Below are 23,082 nucleotides of genomic sequence, written 5' to 3'. Positions count from 1 at the left end.
GTCAGCGGTGCCGCGCGCGGCGGAAGATCCAGTGCCGCAGCAGCGCAAAGCGCACGGCTGTGGCCAGGAAGCCGGAGAGTGTGGTGGTCCACAGTTCATCGGACATGGTGGCGTCGGGATTGACCCAGTGCAGCACCCCCAGGCTGCCGCCGGTGATCACCAGCGCGATCACAATGACCACCAGTCCGCTCAGGTGGTCCCTGCCGGCCTTCGCGGGTCCGGCGATCTTGAACGTGAGCCGCCGGTTCAGGGCCGTGTTCATTACCGACGTCATGATGAGTGCTGCGGCGTTGGCCAGCTGGGACCCCAGCCAGGGCCGGAGCAGTGCGTAGAGGGCCAGCGAGGTCAGCGTGCACACGATGCCCACGCCGGTGAACCGCAGGAGCTGCCGGATGGCGGGGAAGCGAAGGATGCCTCGGTGGTGCTTTGTGGCCGGCGGGCGCCGTTCGGCGTTTCGGGGCCCGGACTGTCGGGGCCCGGACTGCGGCTCGGACTGTTGCGGCAGCAGGATGGCGGGCGCAGCAGGTGATTCCATCGTTCCAGCCTGCCACACTGTGCCGCCCGAACCCGTCAGGCGGGCTCCCGGACGGGGTTCGTCAGTTCCCCTATTCCCTCAACCCGGCAGGTGACGGTGTCTCCGGGGTGCAGCTGTGCGCTTTCGGCGGGGAACCCCGTCAGGACCAGGTCGCCGGGGTGCAGCGTCATGAAGGACGTGAGGTAAACCAGGATTTCGTCCACGCCCCAGCCGAGGTCCGCGGAGCTGGCCGCCCGGAGCCCGGTGCCGTTGTGCACGATGCCGATGGACAGTGCGGCACTGTCCAGGCCGGTCACGATCCACGGTCCGGCGGGAGTGAAGGTGTCCTGGCTCTTGGCGCTGATCCACAGGTCATCCAATTTCTGGAGTTCCCGGGCCGTGACGTCGTTGCCGATGGTGAAGCCGAGGATGGCCTCCCGGGCGTTCTCCGGCGTCAGTCCGCGGGACCGGCGTCCGACGACGATAGTCAGTTCCGCTTCCGGGTCCACCTGGCCCACTCCCGGCGGGAGTTCGATGGCGTCCCCCGGTCCCACCACGCTGGTGGCTGCCTTGTGGAACGCCTGGGGAGGAAGGTCCCGGCCGGCCTGGCCGGTGTTGTGCGCCATGCCCAGGACATTGGCCGGGACGCTGGGCGCGAGGAAAGCAAAAGCGTCTTCGCCGACCACCGAGCCGGGCTGCCAGCCGCTCCGGGGTGCACTGCAGGCATTTGCCCAGGAGCCTGGGAACGGGGTATCGATGACTGTCCAGAGCCTTCCCGCGTCGCTGCCGAAGTCCCGGGCGTCATTGGCTACGAAGAACTGTTCCTGCTTCGAAGCAGGGGAGTGCGGACGGACCCGGGCGATCCGGCGGGGGTGCGATGGTGTCATCATGACATCCTACGTCCCGGCTCCCGGCTCCCGGCTCCCGGCTCCCGGCTGCCGGCTGCCGGCGCGGGCGCGTCAGTACAGTTCGCCCGCCGGGATTTCCACTGCAAGCCGGTTGGACGGACCCGCCAGCGGGCAGGCCCACGCTTCGTTGTAGGCGCAGGAGGGGTTGTAGGCGAAGTTGAAGTCGAGGATGAACTCGGCGTCGGGCCCCGATCCGAGCACACCGTGGAAGGCACCTTTGATCGTGTCCAGCAGGTACCGTCCGGCGCCGTAGCTGCCGCCCGGCTGTCCCGCCGTCGCATCCCGGAACGGCACGAAGATGCCGCCGCCGTACCCGTGCAGCTTCCAGACGGCAAGCTGCCCCATCTCGGGCAGGTCGAAAGTGCCCAGGCGAACGAACCTGACAACGCCGTCGGTTCCGGTCTCGACATTCATTTCCCGGCCGGCGCCCTCTTTCGTCAGGGGAACGTGGAAACGGTAGATGGGGTCGTAGTCGGCCGTGCGGAGGCCACTGAACGTGGCTTTGGCGGCCGGGGTGAGCGCGGACGCCGGGTGGGTGCCGAACATCCGGTCGCGTTCCTGGCGCCAGTACGAGTGCGCCTCCGCGGGGCTGTCCAAGGCAATCCTCCGTACGTTTTGGTACATGGCGAAGGTCCGGATCCGCCAGTCGGCAATGTCCAGGGCCGAGATGTCCGCGACGCTGTCCTGCTCCATGTCAAAGTGCTGTTCCGCCATGTCCCCAGCGTAGCCCCCTTTACGGAGGGGAAACCCCGCATGCCAACACTCCGGCCGCAACGCGGCGGCCGCAGCGGCGGCGCGGCTACGCTTGCCTCATGACAGGGAAGGCAATGGCCCGCAGGGCACGGCTGGGCGCGGCGTTCATCGTGGCGGTGGCAGCGTTGTCAGGTTGCAGCGGCGACGGCAAGGGCGAGCCCGCCTGGACGGCGGGCAGCAGCCCCTCGGACAGTTCGACGGCGGGCGCGCAGCTGACCTCGGCACCAGAGGCGACCCCCGGATCCTCCGCCAGCGGAACCCGGCCCGCTGGAACGGGAACTGAATCCCCGTCAGCCGGGTCCACGGCAGCGGCGTGGAAGGTCTATTCGGACTCAACTAAGAACGTCAGCTTTGAGCTGCCCCGGGATTGGATCGCCCAGTCTGTCAGCCCGGACCAGGGGACGCTTCCGGGCGCCCTCAAGGTTGAAGTGAAGGATGCCAAGGGTGCTTACGTCGCGACGCTGCAAACCGGCCTGCCTTCGCCCTCGGCTGCGGCCTGTGCAGAGGCTGCCCGTAAGCCCTACGTGGTGGTCAGCAGCGTTCCCGTCGATCTGCCGCACCGTGAGGGCGACGGCCTGATCACCCCGCACGTGGTATTCCGCGTGATCCAGGGCTACAAGTACTTCGGCTCCTACGGCATCACCAACGTTGTGGGCGGAAGCGACGGCAGGGCCTGCGCCCTGCAGAACATCGTCCGCGGCCCCGAAGGCAAGGGCGATGTCTCCTTCGGCGACCTGGCTGCGCTCAAGGCCTTTGCCCCGGATGAGAAAGTGGCTCCTGCCAAGGCTTTCGACACCCTGGACCAGGCGGCAAAGTATGTCAACGAAGGGTCCGAATTCGCGAACGTCCAGCGGATGCTAATGTCTCTGGAGATCAAAAGTTAGTCCCGCACCCGGCCCGTAAACCCAACCGGCCGGCACCGTGGACTGTTCTGCAACCACCCCACACCCCGGAGATACATGGAACGCAGCGTGGCCGCCCGCCTCGTCTTCAAGACCGCAGCTGAAACCAAAGTCGCACTGGCTGTTGCCGTCGCCAGGAATGAGGGTTATTCGTCACTGGCGGAAACGCTGTCGGTGACTTCCGGGGCGGACCCGGTGCCGGTGACGGAGCTGTACGACCACCACGGCGGCCGGTTCCACTACATGGAGTTCGCGGAGCCCACCGAAGTGACCGTGGACTACACGGCCACAGTTTCCGGGCTGGCGGTTCCGGAAGAGCCCAACCGCATGGAACTCATCCGGTACGTCCGGCCCAGCCGGTACGCGGAGTCCGACCGCCTGCTGCCCACGGCCTATGCCGAATTCGGCGGCCTCCAGGGCGAAGAGCTCCTGCACGCCGTCCGCAACTGGGTCTTCAGCGAACTCCGTTATGTCAGCGGCTCTTCCCGCGGGACGGACGGCGCCGTGGAGACCCTCCTCCACCGCCGCGGCGTGTGCCGGGACTTTGCACACCTGGCCATTTCCCTGCTGCGCGCAAAGGACATTCCGGCCAGGCTCGTGGCGGTCTATGCGCCCGGCCTCAGCCCGATGGATTTCCACGCCGTGGCCGAGGCGTATATCAACGGAGCCTGGCACGTCATCGATCCCACCGGGCTTGCCCCGCGGGAGAGCATGCTGAGGATCACCGCGGGCCGGGACTCCTCGGACACGGCCTTCCTGTCCACGGTGGGTGGAAGCCTGTCCCTGCGGGAGCTTCGCGTCACTGCGGTGGTGGACGGGCAGCTGCCCGAGGAGGACCCGGCGAAACTCGTCGTGCTGGCCTGACGCCGGGACGCTAGCGCCCGGACACGGACCCGCGGAGCTTCTCGGTAAGCCGCAGGAGCTCGCGCTGTTCGCTGGCGGTGAGGGCCGGGGTGATCAGGGCGGAGATGTCGCGTACGTGCTCCCGCCCGATCTGCTTCTGCAGCTCACGCCCGGCGTCGGTCAGCTTCAGGAGGACCCCGCGTCCGTCCTGGGGCGCTGGCATGCGCTCCACCAGGCCCCGCTTCTCCAGCCGTTCCACAAGCCTGCTGAGGCTGGACTGGCTGAGGAGGACGTTGTCGTTCAATTCGTTCAGGCGCAGCCACCCGGACGGGCAGCGCGAGAGCGTGAACAGGACGTCGTATTCGTTGACGGCAAGTGCCTTGAACGCAGGGCCGGACTGGAGCCTGCGCATCACTGCGACTTGTGCGCGGAACAGCGATTCCCAGGTTTCGGCGGCGAGCCGCACGGGTGACTCGCCGGGCTGCGCGGCCATCAGGCGTCCTGCGCTGTCGGCTTGCTCAGTGAGTCCTCCTGGGCCTGGGCGGCCAACCGGGTTGCCACCCGTCCGGCGTGCGTCGGGGGTTCCGGGATATGGGCGGGCGTCTTCTCGGCGTATTCCTTCCGGAGCACCGGCAGGACCTCCTCGCCGAACAGGTCGAGCTGTTCCAGCACGGTCTTCAGCGGCAGGCCGGCGTGGTCGATCAGGAACAGCTGGCGCTGGTAGTCGCCGAAGTACTCGCGGAAGGTAAGCGTCTTCTCGATGACCTCCTGCGGGCTGCCGACCGTCAGCGGCGTCTGCGAGGTGAAGTCCTCCAGCGACGGGCCGTGGCCGTAGACGGGCGCGTTGTCGAAGTAGGGACGGAACTCCTTGACGGCGTCCTGGGAATTCTTGCGCATGAAGAACTGTCCGCCGAGGCCCACGATCGCCTGGTCGGCCTTGCCGTGGCCGTAGTGCTCGTAGCGTTCGCGGTAGAGGCCGATCAGCTGCTGGTAGTGCTCCTTGGGCCAGAAGATGTTGTTCGCAAAGAAGCCGTCGCCGTAGTACGCGGCCACTTCGGCAATCTGCGGGGAACGGATGGAGCCGTGCCAGACGAAGGGGGCCACGCCGTCGAGCGGACGCGGGGTGGAGGTGAAGTTCTGCAGCGGCGTGCGGTGCTTGCCGGACCAGTTCACGGTGTCTTCGTCCCAGAGCCGGCGCAGCAGGCTATAGTTCTCGATTGCCAGCTCGATGCCGTCCTGGATGTTCTTGCCGAACCAGGGGTAGACCGGCGCCGTGTTGCCGCGGCCCATCACCAGGTCCACACGGCCGTCCGCCAGGTGCTGGAGCATCGCGAAGTCTTCAGCGATCTTTACGGGGTCGTTGGTGGTGATCAGCGTGGTGGCGGTGGACAGGATGATGCGTTCCGTCTGCGCCGCGATATAGGCCAGTGTGGTGGTGGGGGAGGAAGAGAAGAAGGGACGGTTGTGGTGCTCGCCGATGGCGTAGACGTCCATGCCGATCTCTTCGACCTTCCTGGCGATGGCCACGGAGGCTTTGATGCGCTCGTGCTCCGTGGGGGTCCGGCCGGTGGTGGGGTCAGTCGTGATATCACTGACACTGAATACGCCGATTTGCATGATGTGCCTTTCCGTTGTCCGAACTTCTCCGGGTCTTGTTCCACTATAGCCGATTTACATGCATTTGCATCTATCAGGGGATGTAACGTTCGGCACGCCAGGATATTCCCGTCCGGTCAAGCAGCGGGTTAAGACAACAGTGCCCGTGCCACCGGGTGGCACGGGCACTGCAGGTGTCCAGGTCCTCGTGCTATTCAGGCTCGCCGGCCGCAGCCCGCCGGCCGGACACCTTGGGCACGATGCCCGTTGTCCAGTCACGGAACTCTGCGTCGACGTCCTCCGGCGGACCGAAGTCGGGACGTTCGTGCATCGCGCGGAGCAGGGCTTTCTTCTCCCGGCGCCCTTCCACCAGCCGGTAGAGGACCGGCACCAGGACCAGCGTCAGCGCCGTCGAGGAGATCAGGCCGCCGATCACCACGATGGCCAGCGGCTGGGAGATGAATCCGCCGCCGCCGGTCAGGCCCAGGGCCATGGGCGTCAGCGCGAACACGGTGGCCAGGGCGGTCATCAGGATCGGGCGGAGACGCTGGCGCGCACCGTGGGTGATGGCATCGGCCACGTTCATTCCGGCCGGGTTCACCCCGGGGATGCCGGCCCGCGGCGTCCGGTACTGGTTGATGAGGTCGATCAGGACGATGGCGTTGGTCACCACGATGCCCACCAGCATCAGCATGCCGATCAGCGACGGCAGGCCTAGCGGCACCCGGGTTACCAGGAGCAAAGCGATGGCCCCCGTGGCGGCGAACGGAACGGAGACCAGCAGGATGAGCGGCTGGATGAGGGACTTGAATGCCGCCACCATGATCACGTACACAATGGCGATGGCGGCCAGCAGGGCCAGGCCCAGTTGCTGGAACGACTCGGTTTGCTGCGTGGTGGCGCCGCCGATCTCCGCCGTGACGCCGGCCGGGAGGTCAACGGCCTTGAGCCGGTTCTGCACCTCGGTGCTCACGGCGCCCAGGTTGGCGCCCGACGGCGTCACCGAGACGCGCGCGGTCCGCTGCCCGTTGCTGGCGGTGATGGAAACCGGGATGTCCACCTGCTCCACGGAGGCGATGCTGCCGAGCGTCACGGCACCGCTCGACGTCGGCAGCGGGATGTTCCGCACGGCGCTGACGCTGGTGAAGCGGGTGCCCTCGCCGATCTGGACCGGGAAGTCATTGGTGTCGATCCGCACCGTTCCTGCCGGCACCGGGCTGATGGTGGACGCCAGGACGCCGGCCACCTGCTCTTCGTTCAGGCCGGCGGCGACGGCCTTGGCGCGGTCCACCTTGACCTGCACCACGGGCTGGCTTGCTGCCAGGTTGGTGGCAACTTCGGTGCTGCCGGGTACGCCCTCCATGGCCTTGACCATGGCATCGCTCGCGGCCCTGAGGTCTGCGGAGTTGGCCGCCTTCAAGGTGATGTCCACGGTGGACGTGGTGCCGAAGCCGCCCTGCTGGGAGCCTACGGAGATCTTGCCGGCGTCACTGATTTTGGCCAGTTCGCCGCGGACGGTTTCCTGGAGCCGTGCCTGGTTGGCCTTCTCCTCGGTGACCACGGTGAACGAGGAGTTGGAGGCGCCGCTGGAGGTCAGGGCAGTGAACCCCGTCTGCGCGTTCCCCGATGTGACCTGGACGTCCTTGATGCCGTCGATGTCCCTCAGGACTTCCTCGACTTTCACTGCTGCCGCGCTGGTGTCCGCGAGGCTGGTTCCGGCCGGCAGGACCTGGCGGACCGTCATGCTGTTCTCGCCGGAGCGGCCCAGGAGGTCGGTGGCGAGCAATGGTGTCATCGCCGCCGTCCCGCCCAGCACCAGGACTGCGGCGATGAGCGTCACCACCGGATGTTTCTGTGTTTTGTTGAGGATGGGCAGGTAGCCGCGCTGGAGCAGGCTCCGTTGCTCCTTCTCATGGGCCCTGGCGGCGGCTTCCCGGGCGGCCTCTGCCGAAAGCGCGGCACCCGCGCTGCCGGCCGGTGTCTTCAGGAACCAGTAGGCAAGGACGGGAACGATGGTGAGGGACACCAGCAGCGACGAAAGCAGGGCGATGGTCACCGTCAGGGCGAACGGCCTGAACAGCTCACCGGCCAGCTCCCCGACAAAGGCGATCGGAAGGAACACAGCGACGGTTGTCAGGGTGGACGCCGTGATGGCGCCGGCCACCTCACGGATGGACGTGAGGATGGCCGAGAGCTTGGTCTCGCCGTAGCTGAGGTGGCGCTTAATGTTCTCGATGACCACAATCGAGTCGTCCACCACGCGTCCGATCGCGATGGTGAGTGCTCCAAGGGTCAGGATGTTCAGCGAGTACCCCGTGGCGGAGAGCCCGATGAAGGTAATGAGCAGGGACAGCGGGATGGAGACGGCGGTTACCAGCGTGGACCGCACGGACATCAGGAACACCAGGATCACGGCCACGGCAAACCCCAGGCCCAGCAGGCCCTCCGTGGTGAGGTCCTTGATGGACTTCTCGATAAACGGGGCCTGGTCAAACACCGGAGTGAACTTCGCATTGGATCCAAGCTCCGCCTCAAGCTGGCCGATGGAATCCTTCACCGCATGCGAGATGGCCACGGTGTCGCCTTCGGGCTTCTTCGTCACGGAGAGGGCAAGCGTTTCCTTGCCATTCGTCCGGGTGATGGACGTCCGCGCGTCGTCCTTGATGCTGACATCGGCCACGCTGCCGATGGTTGCGGCGTCCTTGGCGCCGCCGAGAGGCAGGGCCTTGACGGCGTCCAGGGAATCCACCGGGCTGCCGATCTGCAGTGAGAGCGTTTTGCCCTGCTCCTCGATGGTGCCGGCCGGAACCAGCGCACCGTTGTTTTTCAACGCGTTGCTGATGGACTGGATGGTGGCACCCTTGGCTGCCATGGCCTCGGGGCGGGGAAGGATCTGGATGTGCTGGGTGGCGCCGCCGGTGACGTCGGCGCCCCTCACGCCGTCGAGTTTCTGCAGGCGGGGAACACTGAGCCGCTGCAGGTCGGCGTTCAGCTCGCTGAGCGGCTTGTCGGAGGAGACCGCCAGGAACACGATGGGGAAATCGCTGATGCTGCCGGCGATGGCCTGCGGCTGGACGTCGTCGGGCAGTGTCCGCTTGGCGTTGGAAATGGCGCGGTCGATCTGGTTCCGTGCCCGGTCCAGGTTGGAACCGTACGTGAACACCATGGTGATCTGCGAAACGCCCGTGCGGGAGGTGGACGACGTCGACTCGAGCCCCTCGACGCCGTTCAGTGCAGTCTCGAGGGGCCCGCTCACCTGCTTGTCCACGACCTCCGGCGACGCCCCGGGCATGGCCGAGATGACCGTGATTTGCGGAAACTCAATGGAGGGAATGAGTTCCTGCTTCAGGGAGGACATGGTGATCACGCCGAACACCGACGCGAAGACAGTGATCAGCGCGATCAGGGCCCTGTTTGCCAGCGAAAGCTTTGCCAGCCGGTACATCTCATTGTCTCCTGATGGGTTGACGGTCTTGTGGTGGGGGGTGGACCTGCCGTAACCCGATCAGGGCGTCAGCTGGAGGGTGCGTCCACTGCTTCCAGTTGGAGCGTCCTGGCAGTTTCCGCTTCCAGCCGGGCGGCCAGCTCCGGGTTGTCGTTGAGCTTGACGCCATAGCCGGGCATCATTTCCTTGAGCTTGGACTGCCAGCCCTTGAAGTCCTTGGGGAAGGACTTCTGCAGGAGCTCGATCATGATGGGAACTGCGGTGGAAGCGCCGGGGGAAGCGCCGAGCAGTGCACCGATGGAACCGTCGCGGGCGGCGATCACCTCGGTGCCGAACTGGAGCACACCGCCCTTCTTCGGATCCTTCTTGATGATCTGAACACGCTGGCCGGCCGTAATGAGTTCCCAATCACCGTCTTTTGCTTCGGGGTAGTACTCGCGCAGGGCCTCCACCTTGTCGCCGTGGCGCTTGGCCACTTCCTTGACCAGGTAAGCGGTCAGGTCCATGTTGTCCTTCGCGACGGCCAGCATCGGGATGATGTTGCTTGGCCGGATCGACAGCGGCAGGTCCAGGTACGAGCCGTTCTTCAGGAAATTCGTGGAGAATCCGGCGTACGGGCCGAACAGCAGCGAACGCTTGCCGTCGACGTAACGGGTGTCGAGGTGCGGAACTGACATGGGCGGAGCGCCCACGGAGGCCTGGCCGTAGACCTTGGCGCTGTGCCGGGCGGCGAGGGCCTCGTCGGTGCAGCGGAAGAACTGCCCGGAGACCGGGAACCCTCCATAGCCCTTGCTCTCCGGAATTCCGGAGGCCTGCAGCAGATGCAGCGCACCGCCGCCGGCGCCGACGAACACGAACTTCGCGCGGATGCTGCCGTGTTCTCCGGACTTCTTGTGCTTGAGCGTGAGGTCCCATCCGCCGCCCGGGGCGCGGCGGATGCCGTTGACGTCGTGGCCGTAGTTGATCTCCACACCGTTGTTGCCGAGGTAACCGGTCAGCTCGCGGGTCAGGGCGCCGAAGTCGACGTCGGTTCCCTCGGCCGCGCGGGTGGCGGCAATCCTTTGCTTGGGATCGCGGCCTTTGACGATCAGCGGCGCCCACTTGGCGATCTGGGCGTGGTCTTCGGAGTACTCCATGGAGCGGAAGAGGGTGTTCGGCTTCAGAGCCTCATACCGGGTCTTCAGGAAGTCCGCGTTGGCATCCCCGATCACGAAACTCATGTGCGGGACCGTGTTGATGAAGCCCTTGGGGGAGCCGATGAGGGAATTGCTGACCAGGTGGGACCAGAACTGGCGGGACAGCTGGAACTGCTCGTTGATGTGCAGTGCCTTGGCAGGATCAACCGAGCCGTCTTTGGCTGCGGGAGAGTAATTAAGTTCGCACAGGGCGGCGTGGCCGGTTCCTGCGTTGTTCCACGGGCCTGAGCTTTCCAGGCCGGCTTCGTCGAGCCGTTCGAACAGCGAGATGGTCCAGTTCGGTTCGAGCTGCTTGATGAACGCACCCAGCGTGGCGCTCATGATGCCGCCGCCAATCAGGACGACGTCGGCATGTTGGGTCTTGGATATGAAAGTCACAATCAGTCTCCGATAGCAGCGGCTCTGGCTGTCACAGAATATCCCCGAGCACCCTACTAACTGAAATTGGGGCAGTCCGTCAAGGTTTTAGCTCCACTTTTGTGAAAACCTCGTTTAATACCGGTGACGCCGGGTACTTCAGCACCCGGTCGGAGAGCGCGAGGGCGGAGATGGGATAGGCGATGGGCACGGCAGGTACGGATGCGGCAATCTGGGCATTGATGGTGCGGTACTGCTCGGTCCGTTCTTCGCCCTCCGGCAGGCCCCGTGCCCGCGCGATCTTCGAAAAGACCTGCGGATCCTGGTAGCCGAATTCGCCGGTCTTCTCGCCAAAGAGGGGGCCCACGAAGTTGTCCGGATCGGAGTAGGAACCGTTCCAGCCCAGCAGGTGCAGGGCATGGTCCCCGGGAGACTGCACTTTCTGCAGGTACCCGTCCGACCAGTCCACCGGAACCGGCTTGATGTTAAGGCCGACGGCGGTCAGTTGCTTACTGAGCTCCGCGTACACCTTTTCAGGCGTGGGGAGGTACGGCCTGGTGACGTTGAGGGGGTAGTAGAACTTGAGTTCCTCGCCCTTGTACCCTGCCTCCTCCAGCAGCGCTTTGGCTTTGGCCGGATCGTGGCCCAGGGACGGGGCGTTGTTGTTGAACCCGCTGAGCTTGGGCGGGACGAACTGGGTTGCCTGGGCGGTGTTGTCGATGAAGAACCGCCGGATCAGCGTGTCCTTGTCCACGGCCAGCTCGACCGCCTGGCGCACCTTGATGTTCTGCAGGATGGGCACTTCCTGGTTCATGCCGAGATACATCACTGAGAACGGGTCGCGCTGGATGATTTGCTGTCCGCGTTTGACGAGCTGATCAAAGTTGCCCACGGTGACGGCGTCGTAACCGTCGATCTTTCCGTCGAGGAGGGCCTGGAGCCTGGACTGCGGATGATCGTAGGTGACGAAGTTGATGGTGCCGATCTGGCCCTTGTCACCCCAGTAGTCCTCGTTGCTGACCAGCTTGACGCTGGAGTCTTCCCACGCGGCGAAGCGGTAGGGGCCCGTGCCGACGGGGTGCAGGGCGTAGGCAGACACGGGCTGGCCGTCACGGGCCTGGCTGAGGCTGTCCGCTTCCTGCGCGGCCATGGCCGTCGGGGAGGACATGGCGAAGGCCGGGAGCGTCAGCGCCTGGAGGAATCCGGTGAACGGCTGCGTGAGGTCGATCCGGACATTCCCCGCGGAGAGGGCCGTGCAGCCCTTGTAGATGGACAGGGATGCCTGGTCGGCGTGTGCTTTGAAGACACTCTTGAACGATGTGCCGGGGGCCTGCTTCCGGAGGCTCTCCGGGAAATTGAACCATCGGTTGAAGTTGGTGCAGACAGCTGCGGCATCGAAGGTCGAGCCGTCCTGGAAGGTGACGCCCTCACGGAGCTTGAAGGTGTAGGCGCGGCCCTCGTTCGACTCGGCCCACTCGGTGGCGAGCAGGGGAGTGGGCAGTCCGGTGGTCTGGTCCACTCCGACGAGGCCTTCAAGGATCTGCCGGGTGATCCGGTAGGACTCCGTGTCGGAGGCCAGGGCGGGATCGAGGCCCAGCGGCTGGGCCGCGGTGCCGAACGTGAACGTCGCCGTCGGGGTGGCAGGCGTGCTGGCAGTTGCCGCAGAAGACGCCGGCGCCGGAGCCGGCGTGCCTGTGCATGAGGCCAGAAGCAGCGACAGGACCCCTGCACCGATACTGGCTGCAATGCGGCGCGATTTACTGCTGGGCACTCGATGATCACCTCTGGACGGCAGGGAGGCCCGCGGACAGCGGGCCGGTCCCCAGTCTAATTGACCGATCCTGAACGTCCGCCGAAGGTGAAGTAGCGGACGTTCGGAGCAGGAGCAAAAAGGAGGCCCGCACCGGACGGTGCGGGCCTCCTTTTCTCCAGGTCGGTCCAGGGAGTCAGGCTGGAGCCGTATCAGGAGCGTTCACGGATGACTATTTCGGCATCAGGACGGAGTCCACCAGGTAGACCGTGGCGTTGGCCGTCTGGACGCCGCCGCAAATGACGCTGGCGTCATCGGCCTTCAGCGCATCCTTCGTGCCGGTCACGGTGACCGAGCCGCCCTGGACGGTCTTGTGGGTGCCCACAATGTTGTCGGGGGTGATCTGGCCCGGAACCACGTGGTAGGTCAGGATCTTGCTCAGCAGGGCGTCGTCGGTCTTGAGCGTTTCGATGGTGGCGGCGTCGATCTTGGCGAACGCATCATCCACCGGTGCGAAGACCGTGAATTCGCTGCCGTTCAGGGTGTCCACCAGGTCAACCTTCGGGTTGAGCTGGCCGGACACCGCAGCCGTCAGGGTCTTCAGCAGCGGGTTGTTGGAGGCGGCCACCGCGACGGGGTCGAGGGCCATGCCGGCTACCGAACCGGCGCCGTCGGGTACCTGCTCGGCGTAACCTGCACAGCCCGGGCCAACCAGGTTGGCGGCCGGATCCATGGCCGCCGAGGAGCTGGCCGACGGTGACGGCGCCATGCTCGAAGCGGACGGCGTGGAAGCCGGCGCCGAGGAGCTGGTCGCGGTCGTGGATGAGCCGCCGCATGCCGTCAGGCTCAGCAGTGCTGCAGCTGCAACACCTGCAACGGTGAAAGTCGTGCGCTTGAATGACTGCATTTCGATTCTCCTTGTTAGTGTCGATCATTGCCTGCGGCGAACGACTTTTGCGAACACTGCGCCGGCTGAATTACGACTGTGGGGCACCGACCCTTGGTTGGTGTCTCAATGGGTATTCGGCAGTTCGGCAGCAATGGATGGGTGAACCGGGAGAATCTTTTTTCGCGGAGCTTTCTGGCGCCGGGGCAGCGACGTTAAACGCCGGAATCCCGGACCGTGAGGCCCGGGATTCCGAGGTTTATGCAATGGTGCGCAAGGGGGGACTTGAACCCCCACGCCCGAAGGCACAGGAACCTAAATCCTGCGTGTCTGCCAATTTCACCACTCGCGCGCGGCGCCGTCGTACGTGGCTTCCTGCTGATCCTGCGAAAGCAGGAAACGTCCGACGGCGGTGCCAGGGTCCAGTGTACCTGCCGGGCGGCACCTTCCGCGCGGCGGAAGGCCGGGCCCTGCTCACTCGGTCCCGGCGAAAACGCCCTAGGCCAGCCCGAGGTCCCGGCGGAGCTTCGCCACGTGTCCGGTGGCCCGCACGTTGTACTGCGCCACGGTGACATTGCCGTCCGGATCCACCACGATCGTGGACCGGATGAGGCCTTCGTAGGTCCGCCCGTAGTTCTTTTTCTCACCCCAGGCGCCATAGGCCTCAGCCACGGCGTGGTCTTCATCGGACAGCAGCGGGAAAGTCAGCGCTTCCTGTTCCGCGAATTTCACGAGCTTTCCGACAGGATCAGGGGAGACGCCAATGACGTCGTAGCCATCCCGCTGAAGGGACGCGAGCGTGTCGCGGAAGTCGCAGGCTTCCTTGGTGCACCCCGGTGTGGAGGCGGCCGGGTAGAAATACACAATGGTGTTTCGTCCGCGATAGTCCTTCAGGCTGACGTCGTTCCCTGCGGAATCCTTCAGCGTAAAGTCCGGTGCCGGAGTGCCGGGAATGAGTCGTTCAGCCAAGATTTTCTCCTTAGGAATGTTCTGGACATGCAAGCTTAGTAAGCGCGGGAACCGGGGACGAATCCCACGCTGGCTATACTAAGTTGTATGCCTGATATGGATCGCTGGCCCACTGGGCGCCTTTTGTCCACCGCGGCACGTCTCGTGGAACACTCCTGGAACGAGAAGCTGGGAGCCATCGGGCTGACCCACGCGGGGGTGATAGCCATGGAAGTCCTTTCCGTCAACGGACCCATGACCCAGGCACAGCTTGCCCAGTTGGTCCGTGTACAGGCCCAGACCATGGGGAAAACCCTGAGCCGGCTCGAGGTTCACGGACACATCCGCCGCGAACGCAGCACCTCTGACCGTCGAAGCCATGTGGTGTCCCTTACCGAGCGCGGAGTTGAGGCCGTGGCCGCCGCAGCGGACATGGAACGCACTGTGCTGGCCGCTGCTTCAATCGATCCGGACGTCCTTCGCCAGGAACTCCAGGCCGTCGTCACCGTCCTGGCGAGCCGCTTCTCGTCTCCGGAGACCAAGGCCATCGTGGCCAGTGCCGAGTCCGGCCTCGCAGTTGACGCCAACAGCGTCAACTAAGCGTCAACTGAAGGGCGCCGCCTCCCACCCTGCCCTGTTAAGGCTGAGCCCGGGTTTTTGCTGAACTCGAGGCTGCTTTCGGACGCCGGGAGTGAATTTGAAAACCTCAAGACAGCCGTGGTTTGGCGCTGGCCCGGGGCAAAAAGAAACCCCGCCTTCATGGCCTGTGGCCAGTGAAGACGGGGTTTCTGTGGTGCACCCCCCGGGACTCGAACCCGGAACCCATTGATTAAGAGTCAATTGCTCTGCCAGTTGAGCTAGAGGTGCAGTTGGTGTTTTGGTTCTTCCCGGGGGCTTTTGTTTCCCTCGTTCATCTCCGCAACGACATGAAACTCTACACGAGTTTTGGCGCAGTGTGAAATCGAAGCCTAACTGGACTGCCTGGTTAGCCCGGAAGCCCCAAAATCAGCGCAGAATCAGGGTTTTGGTTGTTGGTGAGCATCCATAAAGTGCCGTCCGGGGCCAGGGAAACGTCCCGGATGCGCCCGTACCTGGCTGTGAAATGGCTCACAGGATTCCCGGCATTTTCACCATCAAGCGGAACGGCCCACAGCCGCTGGCCCCGGAGCGCTCCGAGATATGCCGTGGTCCCCACGATCTCGAGGCCGCTGGGGGATGATTCAGCGGTGGACGGCCAGACCACCTTGGCGTCAATGAAGCCCTGCCTGCCCGGTGCGCCCGTAACCTCCGGCCAGCCGTAGTTTCCACCCGGCTGGATCAGGTTCAGCTCGTCATCCACGGTCGGCCCGAATTCGCTGGACCAGAGCCTGCCCGCGTCATCCCAGTCGAGGCCCTGAACATTCCGGTGGCCGAGGCTGTAGACGGGGTTGTCGCCGAACGGGTTATCCGGGGCGGGTTTGCCCTCGGCGGTGATCCTGAGGATCTTCCCGCCCAGCGCCGTCGGATCCTGTGGCTGGTCGCGGCGTTGTGAATCGCCGGTTCCAACGTAAAGGTGCCCGTCCGGTCCGAAACGGATACGCCCGCCGTTGTGGGTTGAGGCCTTCGGGATGCCGGAGAAGATGGTCTCCGGCCGGCCGAGTCTCAACGCACCCCCGGTTTCCGGCTCCGTCAGTGTGAACCGGGCAATCCTGTTGTCCGCCTGGGCCGTGAAGTAGGCGAACAGGGACTTGTCGGAGTCGAAGTTCGGAGAGACGGCCAGCCCCAGGAGGCCGCCTTCTCCGCCGGGCACAACCCCGGGGATGCTGCCCAGAACAGTGGTGGTACCGTCCTTGACGGATTTGAGTTCTCCGCTGTCACGTTCGGAGATCACGGCCGTGCCGTCCGGCAGGAACGCGGTTGACCATGGCAGCCGCAGTCCTTCGACGGTCTGAAGTACCTGTGGTTCCCGGGCCGCCCGGTCGCCGCCGGTGACTGAGCCCGCATTGCCTGTGGGTGTCCCGCTGCCGCCTCCGGTACAAGCGGACAGCGCCAGCGCCGACGCCAGGGCGGCAGCAGGCATAAGGGAGAGAGCAGCCGTGGGTCTGCGTCCTGCCCCTTCCCGCCTCATGTCGACGCCGGCATCCCCGCCTGCGTGCCTACCGCCGGCTCCGTCGCGGAGCCCGGAAACCGGCTGCCTCAGCGTGGGCCTCCGACTCGAACCAGACATCCGCTGTCGTTTCCTCATAGGCGGGGCTGGTTTCGTCGTGGTAGGTCATCGACTGCGCATCGCCCTTGACGGTGTAGCCTTCCGGCCCCCGGCCGTCCGGGCCGGGTGCTGCGGATCCTTCACCGTACGGCTGCTCGGCGGCGAGGTGACCGGCGGGCTCTGCGGTGTGGCTTGCGGCCGCTTCCGTGGCAGCCGAGGAGGCGGCAGCCTGCATGGTTTCGGCATCCCCCTCGGAAAGTGCTCCGCCGCCGCTCACGACGCCGCTGCTCCCGCTGGCCTGAGTGGTTGCTGCGGCTGCGGGCGTGGCGGAGGTTGCTGTGTCCGGCGCCGTTGCGGTGGCGGGGCGCTGGGCCGCCTCTGTTGCGGGCTCCTGCACATCCTCCGCCGCGGCGGATTCAGCGCCGGGCAGGGTGGGTGCGTGCGGTTCCGTGTACTCAGGGTGGTGGACGGGGGCCTGCGCTCCGGCTTCGGCAGCGGGAGTTTCCCCTGCCATCGGGCCCTTGCCCGGCGCCTCCGCCGCCGGCTCCTCGGCCGCGTGTCCCTCGGCCGGAGCGTGCGTAGCTTGTGCTTCCGCCGCGTGCGGGGTGCTCCCCGCCTCGGACCACTGTGCTTCCCACTCTGCCTTTTCGGCCACTGCCGTGCGTTCAGGTTCGGCTGTGCCGCCGGTATCTCCCACCCGGTGGGTATCTGTGGAGCGGGCGGTGCCTGCTGTGGGCACATCTCTTTCAGCCGCCGTGTCTTCGTCCCAGTCGTCCACGTCTCCGCCGGCGGCCCTGGCCGTCCCGGCGGAACCGAATCCTGCGGCGGCCGGCATTCCGGTTGTTGCGGCTGCGTCTGCCGACGCCGCTGCTCCGCCTGCGGCGGGGGCGGCGTTACCGGTGGATCCAAGGCGGGAGGTGCCGGTTTCCTCTACCCGTGGAGCGGGCGCGCCGGAGTCGGAGGCCGTTGATGTGCCCGCAGCAGTTCCTGAACTGTTGCGGTTCAGGAGCCACCACACCACTCCAACGATGACCACGATGACAATGACCCAGATAATCCAGTCCATAGCAGAGCCCTTCTGTCCACAAGGCAAGGTTGCCGTTGCTTGACGTTACGTCGGTGTGATTACGGCTGTAAAGGTTCAGGGAGGCAGTCTGCGTGCCGTCCGGTAGCCTCACCTCATGGATCTAAAACGGCTCCGGATACTCCGTGAACTCTCGGACCGGGGCACGGTGGGTGCCACCGCCGAGGCAATGGAGGTGACGCCGTCGGCCGTCTCCCAGCAACTGAAGACCCTCCAGGACGAACTGGGCGTTGTCCTGGTTGAAAAATCCGGCAGGGGAGTGCGCCTCACCGAGGCGGGCCGCGCCATGGCAGCTGCCGCGGCGGACGTGTCCACTGCCATGGCGCGCGCTGAAGCCACCATCGACACCTACCGGCAGGGCTGGCAGACGCATGTCAAGGCGGCATTCTTTCCGAGCGCAGCGGAAATGTTCCTTCCTGGCCTCCTGCACCGCGTCAAGGCGGTGGAGGGACTCCGGTTCGAAGCCTGCTTCGAGGACCCCGGCGTGGCGGGATTCACCGCCCTGGCCGCCGACTACGACATCGTGCTGGCCCACAGCGTCGATGGCGCGGATGTTTTTGCCCGGCAGGGGCTGGTGGTGGTTCCGCTGCTGAATGAGCCGCTGGACGTGGCCATACCGGCCGGCCACGTCCTGGCGGCCAAGCCTTCGTTGACAGCCAGTGATGTGGTGGGCTTTCCGTGGATGGGCGTCCCCGACGGCTTTCCGTTTGATACGGTGCTGCGCCAGATCGAGGTCCAGGCCGGCTCTCCGGCGGTGCGTGCGCAGCTCTTTCCCGACCTGCGGGTCCTGGAGGCGCTCGTCAGCGCCGGCCACGGGCTGAGCCTGCTGCCGAGGTACACGTCGCTGAGAAACCAGGAGCGCGGCTTCGTCCTGCGTCCGCTGCTCGGCGTCACAGCACGCCGCAGCATCGTGGCGCTCGCCCGGCCGGACGTGGCCGCCCGGACCACCATTGCGCAGGTTCTGTCCATGCTCGAGGCCGAAGCCGCCTCGATCGACGCCGCCGGCGTGCGTGACGACTGACACAGTTTGACCGGGCTTGAGTGGCTCATCTCATTATGTGAGACGAGAGTCCACTATTTGATCGAAATATTCCCGGATTTTGGCTTAACGGGCCCCTGCGGGTCGTTGGCGTCCCGATCGGAGTCATAGACTTTGACCCATGAGTGAGGACACCCAAACAGCAACCGAGAACAAGTTCGACATCAAGCCCCGCAGCCGGGTCGTCACTGACGGGATCCATGCTGCCCCCGCGCGCGGTATGTTCCGCGCAGTCGGTATGGGAGATGACGACTTCGCGAAGCCCCAGATCGGCGTTGCGAGCTCCTGGAACGAAATCACTCCCTGCAACCTTTCCCTGAACCGCCTGGCCCAGGGCGCCAAGGAAGGCGTCCACGCCGGCGGCGGCTTCCCTATGCAGTTCGGGACCATCTCCGTCTCGGACGGCATCTCCATGGGGCACGAGGGCATGCACTTCTCCCTGGTGTCCCGCGAAGTCATCGCCGACTCCGTGGAAACCGTGATGCAGGCCGAACGCATTGACGGCTCCGTGCTCCTGGCCGGCTGTGACAAGTCGCTGCCGGGAATGCTGATGGCAGCTGCCCGCCTGGACCTCGCCAGCGTGTTCCTCTACGCCGGTTCCATCATGCCGGGCTGGGTCAAGCTTGAGGACGGCTCCGAAAAGGAAGTCACCCTCATCGACGCTTTCGAAGCCGTGGGCGCCTGCGCCGCCGGCAAGATGAGCCTCGGAGACCTGGAGCGCATCGAAAAGGCCATCTGCCCGGGTGAAGGCGCCTGCGGCGGCATGTACACGGCCAACACCATGGCCTGCATCGGCGAGGCCCTGGGCATGTCCCTGCCGGGCTCTGCCGCCCCGCCCTCGGCAGACCGCCGTCGTGATGAGTTCGCCCGTAAGTCGGGCGAAGCAGTGGTCAACCTGCTCCGCCTCGGCATCACTGCCCGGGACATCATGACCAAGAAGGCGTTCGAAAACGCCATTGCCGTGACCATGGCATTCGGCGGCTCCACCAACGCCGTCCTGCACCTGCTCGCCATCGCCCGCGAAGCCGAAGTCGAACTGACGCTGGACGACTTCAACCGCATCGGCGACAAGATCCCGCACCTGGGTGACCTGAAGCCCTTCGGCCGCTACGTGATGACCGACGTCGACAAGATCGGCGGCGTGCCGGTCATCATGAAGGCGCTGCTCGACGCCGGACTGCTGCACGGCGACTGCCTCACCGTCACCGGCAAGACCCTTGCCGAGAACCTCGAGTCCATCAACCCGCCGGACCTCGACGGCAAGATCCTTCGTGCGCTGGACAACCCGATCCACAAGACCGGCGGCATCACCATCCTGCACGGCTCCATGGCGCCGGAAGGCGCCGTCGTCAAGAGCGCAGGCTTCGACGCCGACGTCTTCGAGGGCACCGCCCGCGTCTTCGAGCGCGAACAGGGCGCCCTGGATGCTCTGGACAACGGCAAGATCAAGGCCGGCGACGTCGTGGTCATCCGTTACGAAGGCCCCAAGGGCGGCCCGGGCATGCGTGAGATGCTCGCCATCACCGGTGCCATCAAGGGCGCGGGCCTCGGCAAGGACGTCCTGCTCCTGACGGACGGCCGCTTCTCCGGCGGGACCACGGGCCTGTGCATCGGCCACGTTGCCCCTGAAGCAGTCGACGGCGGCCCCATCGCGTTCGTCAAGGACGGCGACAAGATCCGGGTCGATATCGCCGCCCGCACGTTCGACCTCCTGGTCGACGAGGCCGAGCTGGAATCCCGCAAGATCGGCTGGGAGCCCCTCCCGGCCAAGTTCACCAAGGGTGTCCTGGCCAAGTACGCCAAGCTGGTGCACAGCGCCTCCACGGGCGCATACTGCGGGTAGCCCGCCATGGGTGGCCTCACCCAACTGACTGGCAGCTAACGTCGCGAAAGAACCTTTTGGGTGCGTCATTTGCGAGTCAGTTGGGGAGGGCTGCCAATAGGTGGACAATGGAGTCCACATGGTGAGATGCGTATCGTCGTCGTTGACACGCATCTCACATAGAGGGAAAACTGAACGCATGATCGCATTCGTTACTAGCTGCGCCGCTGCAGAGGCAGTCGTCGTCCTTACCAAGCGCGTGGCTCAATAGCCCGACTGGTAACGAACCGTCACGCGCGAACCCCTCGAAGAGCCTCACGGCTGAGGGGTTTTTTTATTTGTTGCACATATTGAACCCGTCATGAGAAGTACCCGCTAATAAAGATCCACAAAGGAAGAGTCCGATGAGCAAAGGATCGCCGATCAGCCCCTCGCTGATGGCTACAAAGTCCGCTGGAGCCCCCAAGGCTCCGGAACGCGCCGACCGCACGGCCGATGCCGGCGTCGAGCACGCTGCTGCTGTCTCTCCTGTACTCGGACCGAACAACGTCGTACCCCCGACGGTGATGACCGGTTCACAAGCTATTGTCCGCTCGCTCGAAGAACTCGGCGTGGACGATATTTTTGGTTTGCCCGGTGGCGCGATCCTGCCCACCTATGACCCCTTGATGGCCTCCCGCATGAATCACGTGCTGGTCCGTCACGAACAGGGAGCCGGCCACGCCGCGCAAGGCTACGCCATGGTTACCGGGCGGGTGGGCGTGTGTATAGCCACCTCGGGCCCCGGCGCCACCAACCTCGTTACCGCCATCATGGATGCGCATATGGATTCCGTGCCGCTCGTGGCCATCACCGGCCAGGTGTCCAGCGGAGTCATCGGAACGGACGCTTTCCAGGAAGCTGACATCGTGGGCATCACCATGCCGATCACGAAGCACTCCTTCCTGGTGACGGACCCCAATGACATCCCGCATGTCATGGCCGAAGCGTTCTACCTTGCGTCCACGGGCCGGCCCGGTCCGGTGCTGGTGGATGTTGCCAAGGATGCCCAGCAGGGCCAGATGACTTTCTCGTGGCCACCCAAAATCGACCTGCCGGGCTACCGTCCCGTCACCCGCGGCCACAACAAGCAGGTTCGCGAAGCAGCGAAGCTGATTGCCGCAGCCAGCAAGCCCGTGCTTTACGTCGGCGGCGGCGTGGTCAAGGCGCATGCTTCCGCGGAGCTGCGGGAACTCGCTGAAATCACCGGCGCCCCCGTCGTCACCACCCTGATGGCCCGAGGCGTCTTCCCGGACTCGCACCCGCAGCACGTCGGCATGCCCGGCATGCACGGCACGGTCTCAGCCGTGACCGCGCTGCAGCAGTCGGACCTGCTCATTACCCTGGGTGCCCGTTTTGACGACCGGGTGACCGGAGTCCTGAAGACGTTCGCACCGAACGCCAAAGTGATCCACGCGGACATCGATCCGGCCGAGATCTCCAAGAACCGCACGGCGGACGTTCCGATCGTGGGTTCCGTCAAGGAGATCATTCCGGAACTCACCGACGCCGTGAAGACGCAGTTCGCTGCCTCGGGCAAGCCGGACCTGGAAAACTGGTGGGCGTTCCTGAACAACCTGAAGGAAACCTACCCGCTGGGCTGGACTGAGCCGGAGGACGGCTTGACTGCACCTCAGCGCGTCATCGAGCGCATCGGTGCCCTGACCGGTCCCGAAGGCATCTACGTCGCAGGCGTTGGCCAGCACCAGATGTGGGCTGCCCAGTTCATCAAGTACGAGCGGCCCCACGCCTGGCTGAACTCCGGCGGAGCAGGCACCATGGGCTATGCGGTTCCCGCGGCCATGGGAGCCAAGGTTGGCGCACCCGATCGCGTGGTCTGGGCCATCGACGGCGACGGCTGCTTCCAGATGACCAACCAGGAACTGGCCACCTGCGCCATCAACAAGATCCCCATCAAGGTTGCGGTCATCAACAACTCCTCGCTGGGCATGGTGCGCCAGTGGCAGACCCTCTTCTACGAGGGCCGCTACTCGAACACCGACCTGAACACCGGGCACGAAACGGTCCGCATCCCGGACTTCGTGAAGCTGGGCGAGGCCTATGGCTGCGCGTCCTTCCGGTGTGAGCGCGCCGAGGACATCGACGCCACTATCCAGAAGGCCCTGGAGATCAATGACCGCCCCGTGGTCATCGACTTCGTCGTGAGCCCCGACTCCATGGTGTGGCCGATGGTGCCCGCCGGAGTCAGCAACGACCAGATACAGGTTGCCCGCAACATGACCCCGGAATGGGAAGAGGAGGACTGAACATGACCCGCCACACACTGTCCGTTCTGGTCGAAGACAAACCCGGTGTGCTGACCCGCGTCGCAAGCCTCTTCGCGCGCCGGGCCTTCAACATCAACTCCCTGGCCGTCGGCCCGACGGAAGTTCCGGGCATGTCCCGGATGACCGTCGTCGTCGACGCCGACGGTGACCTGATTGAACAGGTCACCAAGCAGTTGAACAAACTTGTCAACGTGATCAAGATTGTTGAACTGACCTCAGAATCTTCCGTACAGCGAGACCACATCCTGGTCAAGGTACGTGCGGATGCCGCAACACGCCTGCAGGTGACCCAGGCTGCAGACCTGTTCCGCGCTTCAGTGGTTGACGTCTCCACAGACTCGGTGGTCATTGAAGCAACCGGCCACCCCGAAAAGCTCGCCGCACTGCTGTCAGTGCTCGAGCCCTTCGGCATCCGCGAAATTGTGCAGTCCGGCACCCTGGCCGTTGGACGGGGATCCCGCTCCATGAGTGACAGGGCCCTGCGCAGCGCTTAAAGGCACAGCGTAACGCAGCACCACGAATTATTT

At 65.1% G+C, this 23,082-nt stretch carries 19 protein-coding genes and 2 tRNA genes; 7 read left to right on the top strand and 14 right to left on the bottom strand.

Features of this window, described 5'->3' with window-relative positions; translation table 11 throughout:
- Position 1 precedes the first annotated feature (1 nt).
- The 3 genes from RW112_RS01455 to RW112_RS01445 form a co-directional block, all read right to left on the bottom strand.
- Positions 2-535, bottom strand: coding sequence for a GtrA family protein (locus RW112_RS01455; protein ID WP_317780101.1), 534 nt, complete (start codon positions 533-535; stop codon positions 2-4).
- Positions 536-570: 35 nt separating this feature from the next.
- Positions 571-1,401: a fumarylacetoacetate hydrolase family protein gene (locus RW112_RS01450; protein ID WP_317780806.1), complete on the bottom strand. Its 831-nt coding sequence runs from the start codon at positions 1,399-1,401 to the stop codon at positions 571-573.
- A gap of 72 nt (positions 1,402-1,473) precedes the next feature.
- Positions 1,474-2,136, bottom strand: a complete 663-nt coding sequence (locus RW112_RS01445) for a DUF1684 domain-containing protein (RefSeq protein WP_317780100.1) — start codon at positions 2,134-2,136, stop codon at positions 1,474-1,476.
- A gap of 98 nt (positions 2,137-2,234) precedes the next feature.
- Here RW112_RS01445 and RW112_RS01440 point away from each other — a divergent pair, with 98 nt between their 5' ends.
- The gene (locus tag RW112_RS01440; protein ID WP_317780099.1) at positions 2,235-3,059 is read left to right on the top strand and encodes a hypothetical protein; all 825 of its coding nucleotides are present in this window, start codon (positions 2,235-2,237) and stop codon (positions 3,057-3,059) included.
- Positions 3,060-3,134: 75 nt separating this feature from the next.
- Positions 3,135-3,941 (top strand): transglutaminase family protein, encoded by an 807-nt coding sequence (locus tag RW112_RS01435; protein WP_317780098.1) that lies wholly within the window; start codon positions 3,135-3,137, stop codon positions 3,939-3,941.
- A gap of 10 nt (positions 3,942-3,951) precedes the next feature.
- Here the strand turns inward: RW112_RS01435 and RW112_RS01430 are convergent, their stop codons facing one another.
- The 8 genes from RW112_RS01430 to bcp all read right to left on the bottom strand — a co-directional run bounded on the left by RW112_RS01430 (position 3,952) and on the right by bcp (position 14,119).
- The gene (locus RW112_RS01430) at positions 3,952-4,413 is read right to left on the bottom strand and encodes a MarR family winged helix-turn-helix transcriptional regulator (RefSeq protein WP_305941427.1); all 462 of its coding nucleotides are present in this window, start codon (positions 4,411-4,413) and stop codon (positions 3,952-3,954) included.
- The gene (locus tag RW112_RS01425) at positions 4,413-5,537 is read right to left on the bottom strand and encodes an LLM class flavin-dependent oxidoreductase (protein ID WP_317780097.1); all 1,125 of its coding nucleotides are present in this window, start codon (positions 5,535-5,537) and stop codon (positions 4,413-4,415) included. The genes RW112_RS01430 and RW112_RS01425 overlap by 1 nt, the downstream gene beginning before the upstream one ends.
- 190 nt (positions 5,538-5,727) lie before the next feature.
- Positions 5,728-8,961, bottom strand: coding sequence for an efflux RND transporter permease subunit (locus tag RW112_RS01420; protein WP_317780096.1), 3,234 nt, complete (start codon positions 8,959-8,961; stop codon positions 5,728-5,730).
- A gap of 68 nt (positions 8,962-9,029) precedes the next feature.
- A complete protein-coding gene (locus RW112_RS01415) occupies positions 9,030-10,535 on the bottom strand; it encodes a malate:quinone oxidoreductase (RefSeq protein ID WP_317780095.1) in 1,506 nt (501 codons plus the stop codon).
- Between the two features lie 79 nt (positions 10,536-10,614).
- Positions 10,615-12,285 (bottom strand): ABC transporter substrate-binding protein, encoded by a 1,671-nt coding sequence (locus RW112_RS01410; RefSeq protein WP_317780094.1) that lies wholly within the window; start codon positions 12,283-12,285, stop codon positions 10,615-10,617.
- A 211-nt stretch (positions 12,286-12,496) separates the two neighbouring features.
- Positions 12,497-13,171 carry a fasciclin domain-containing protein gene (locus RW112_RS01405; protein WP_317780093.1) on the bottom strand — a complete coding sequence of 225 codons (675 nt, stop codon included), beginning with the start codon at positions 13,169-13,171 and terminating at the stop codon, positions 12,497-12,499.
- A gap of 246 nt (positions 13,172-13,417) precedes the next feature.
- Positions 13,418-13,502: transfer RNA gene (locus RW112_RS01400), tRNA-Leu, on the bottom strand.
- 146 nt (positions 13,503-13,648) lie between these two features.
- On the bottom strand, positions 13,649-14,119 hold the full coding sequence (bcp, locus tag RW112_RS01395; RefSeq protein ID WP_317780092.1) for a thioredoxin-dependent thiol peroxidase: 471 nt from the start codon (positions 14,117-14,119) through the stop codon (positions 13,649-13,651).
- 96 nt (positions 14,120-14,215) lie between these two features.
- Here bcp and RW112_RS01390 point away from each other — a divergent pair, with 96 nt between their 5' ends.
- A complete protein-coding gene (locus RW112_RS01390; RefSeq protein ID WP_317780805.1) occupies positions 14,216-14,698 on the top strand; it encodes a MarR family winged helix-turn-helix transcriptional regulator in 483 nt (160 codons plus the stop codon).
- Between the two features lie 191 nt (positions 14,699-14,889).
- On the opposite strand, the gene RW112_RS01385 is transcribed toward RW112_RS01390, so the two are convergent.
- From RW112_RS01385 to RW112_RS01375, 3 genes are all read right to left on the bottom strand, one after another.
- Positions 14,890-14,965, bottom strand: a tRNA-Lys gene (locus RW112_RS01385).
- A gap of 118 nt (positions 14,966-15,083) precedes the next feature.
- On the bottom strand, positions 15,084-16,205 hold the full coding sequence (locus tag RW112_RS01380) for a PQQ-dependent sugar dehydrogenase (RefSeq protein ID WP_411709844.1): 1,122 nt from the start codon (positions 16,203-16,205) through the stop codon (positions 15,084-15,086).
- A gap of 28 nt (positions 16,206-16,233) precedes the next feature.
- Entirely contained in the window at positions 16,234-17,349 is a 1,116-nt protein-coding gene (locus RW112_RS01375; RefSeq protein WP_317780090.1) for a hypothetical protein, read from the bottom strand.
- Between the two features lie 115 nt (positions 17,350-17,464).
- On the opposite strand from RW112_RS01375, the gene RW112_RS01370 reads away from it, so the two are divergent.
- The 4 genes from RW112_RS01370 to ilvN all read left to right on the top strand — a co-directional run bounded on the left by RW112_RS01370 (position 17,465) and on the right by ilvN (position 23,049).
- Positions 17,465-18,388, top strand: a complete 924-nt coding sequence (locus RW112_RS01370; RefSeq protein WP_317780089.1) for a LysR family transcriptional regulator — start codon at positions 17,465-17,467, stop codon at positions 18,386-18,388.
- 139 nt (positions 18,389-18,527) lie between these two features.
- On the top strand, positions 18,528-20,249 hold the full coding sequence (gene ilvD, locus RW112_RS01365) for a dihydroxy-acid dehydratase (RefSeq protein ID WP_317780088.1): 1,722 nt from the start codon (positions 18,528-18,530) through the stop codon (positions 20,247-20,249).
- A 383-nt stretch (positions 20,250-20,632) separates the two neighbouring features.
- Positions 20,633-22,534 (top strand): acetolactate synthase large subunit, encoded by a 1,902-nt coding sequence (locus tag RW112_RS01360; RefSeq protein WP_317780087.1) that lies wholly within the window; start codon positions 20,633-20,635, stop codon positions 22,532-22,534.
- 2 nt (positions 22,535-22,536) lie between these two features.
- A complete protein-coding gene (gene ilvN, locus RW112_RS01355) occupies positions 22,537-23,049 on the top strand; it encodes an acetolactate synthase small subunit (protein ID WP_305941415.1) in 513 nt (170 codons plus the stop codon).
- Positions 23,050-23,082 lie beyond the last annotated feature (33 nt).

Origin of the sequence: Arthrobacter sp. B10-11 (assembly GCF_033142195.1) — a bacterium.
In the GTDB taxonomy this organism is placed as follows: domain Bacteria; phylum Actinomycetota; class Actinomycetes; order Actinomycetales; family Micrococcaceae; genus Arthrobacter; species Arthrobacter oryzae_C.
Note: the sequence above shows the minus strand (reverse complement) of the source record. Positions and strands in the feature narration are given on the sequence as shown.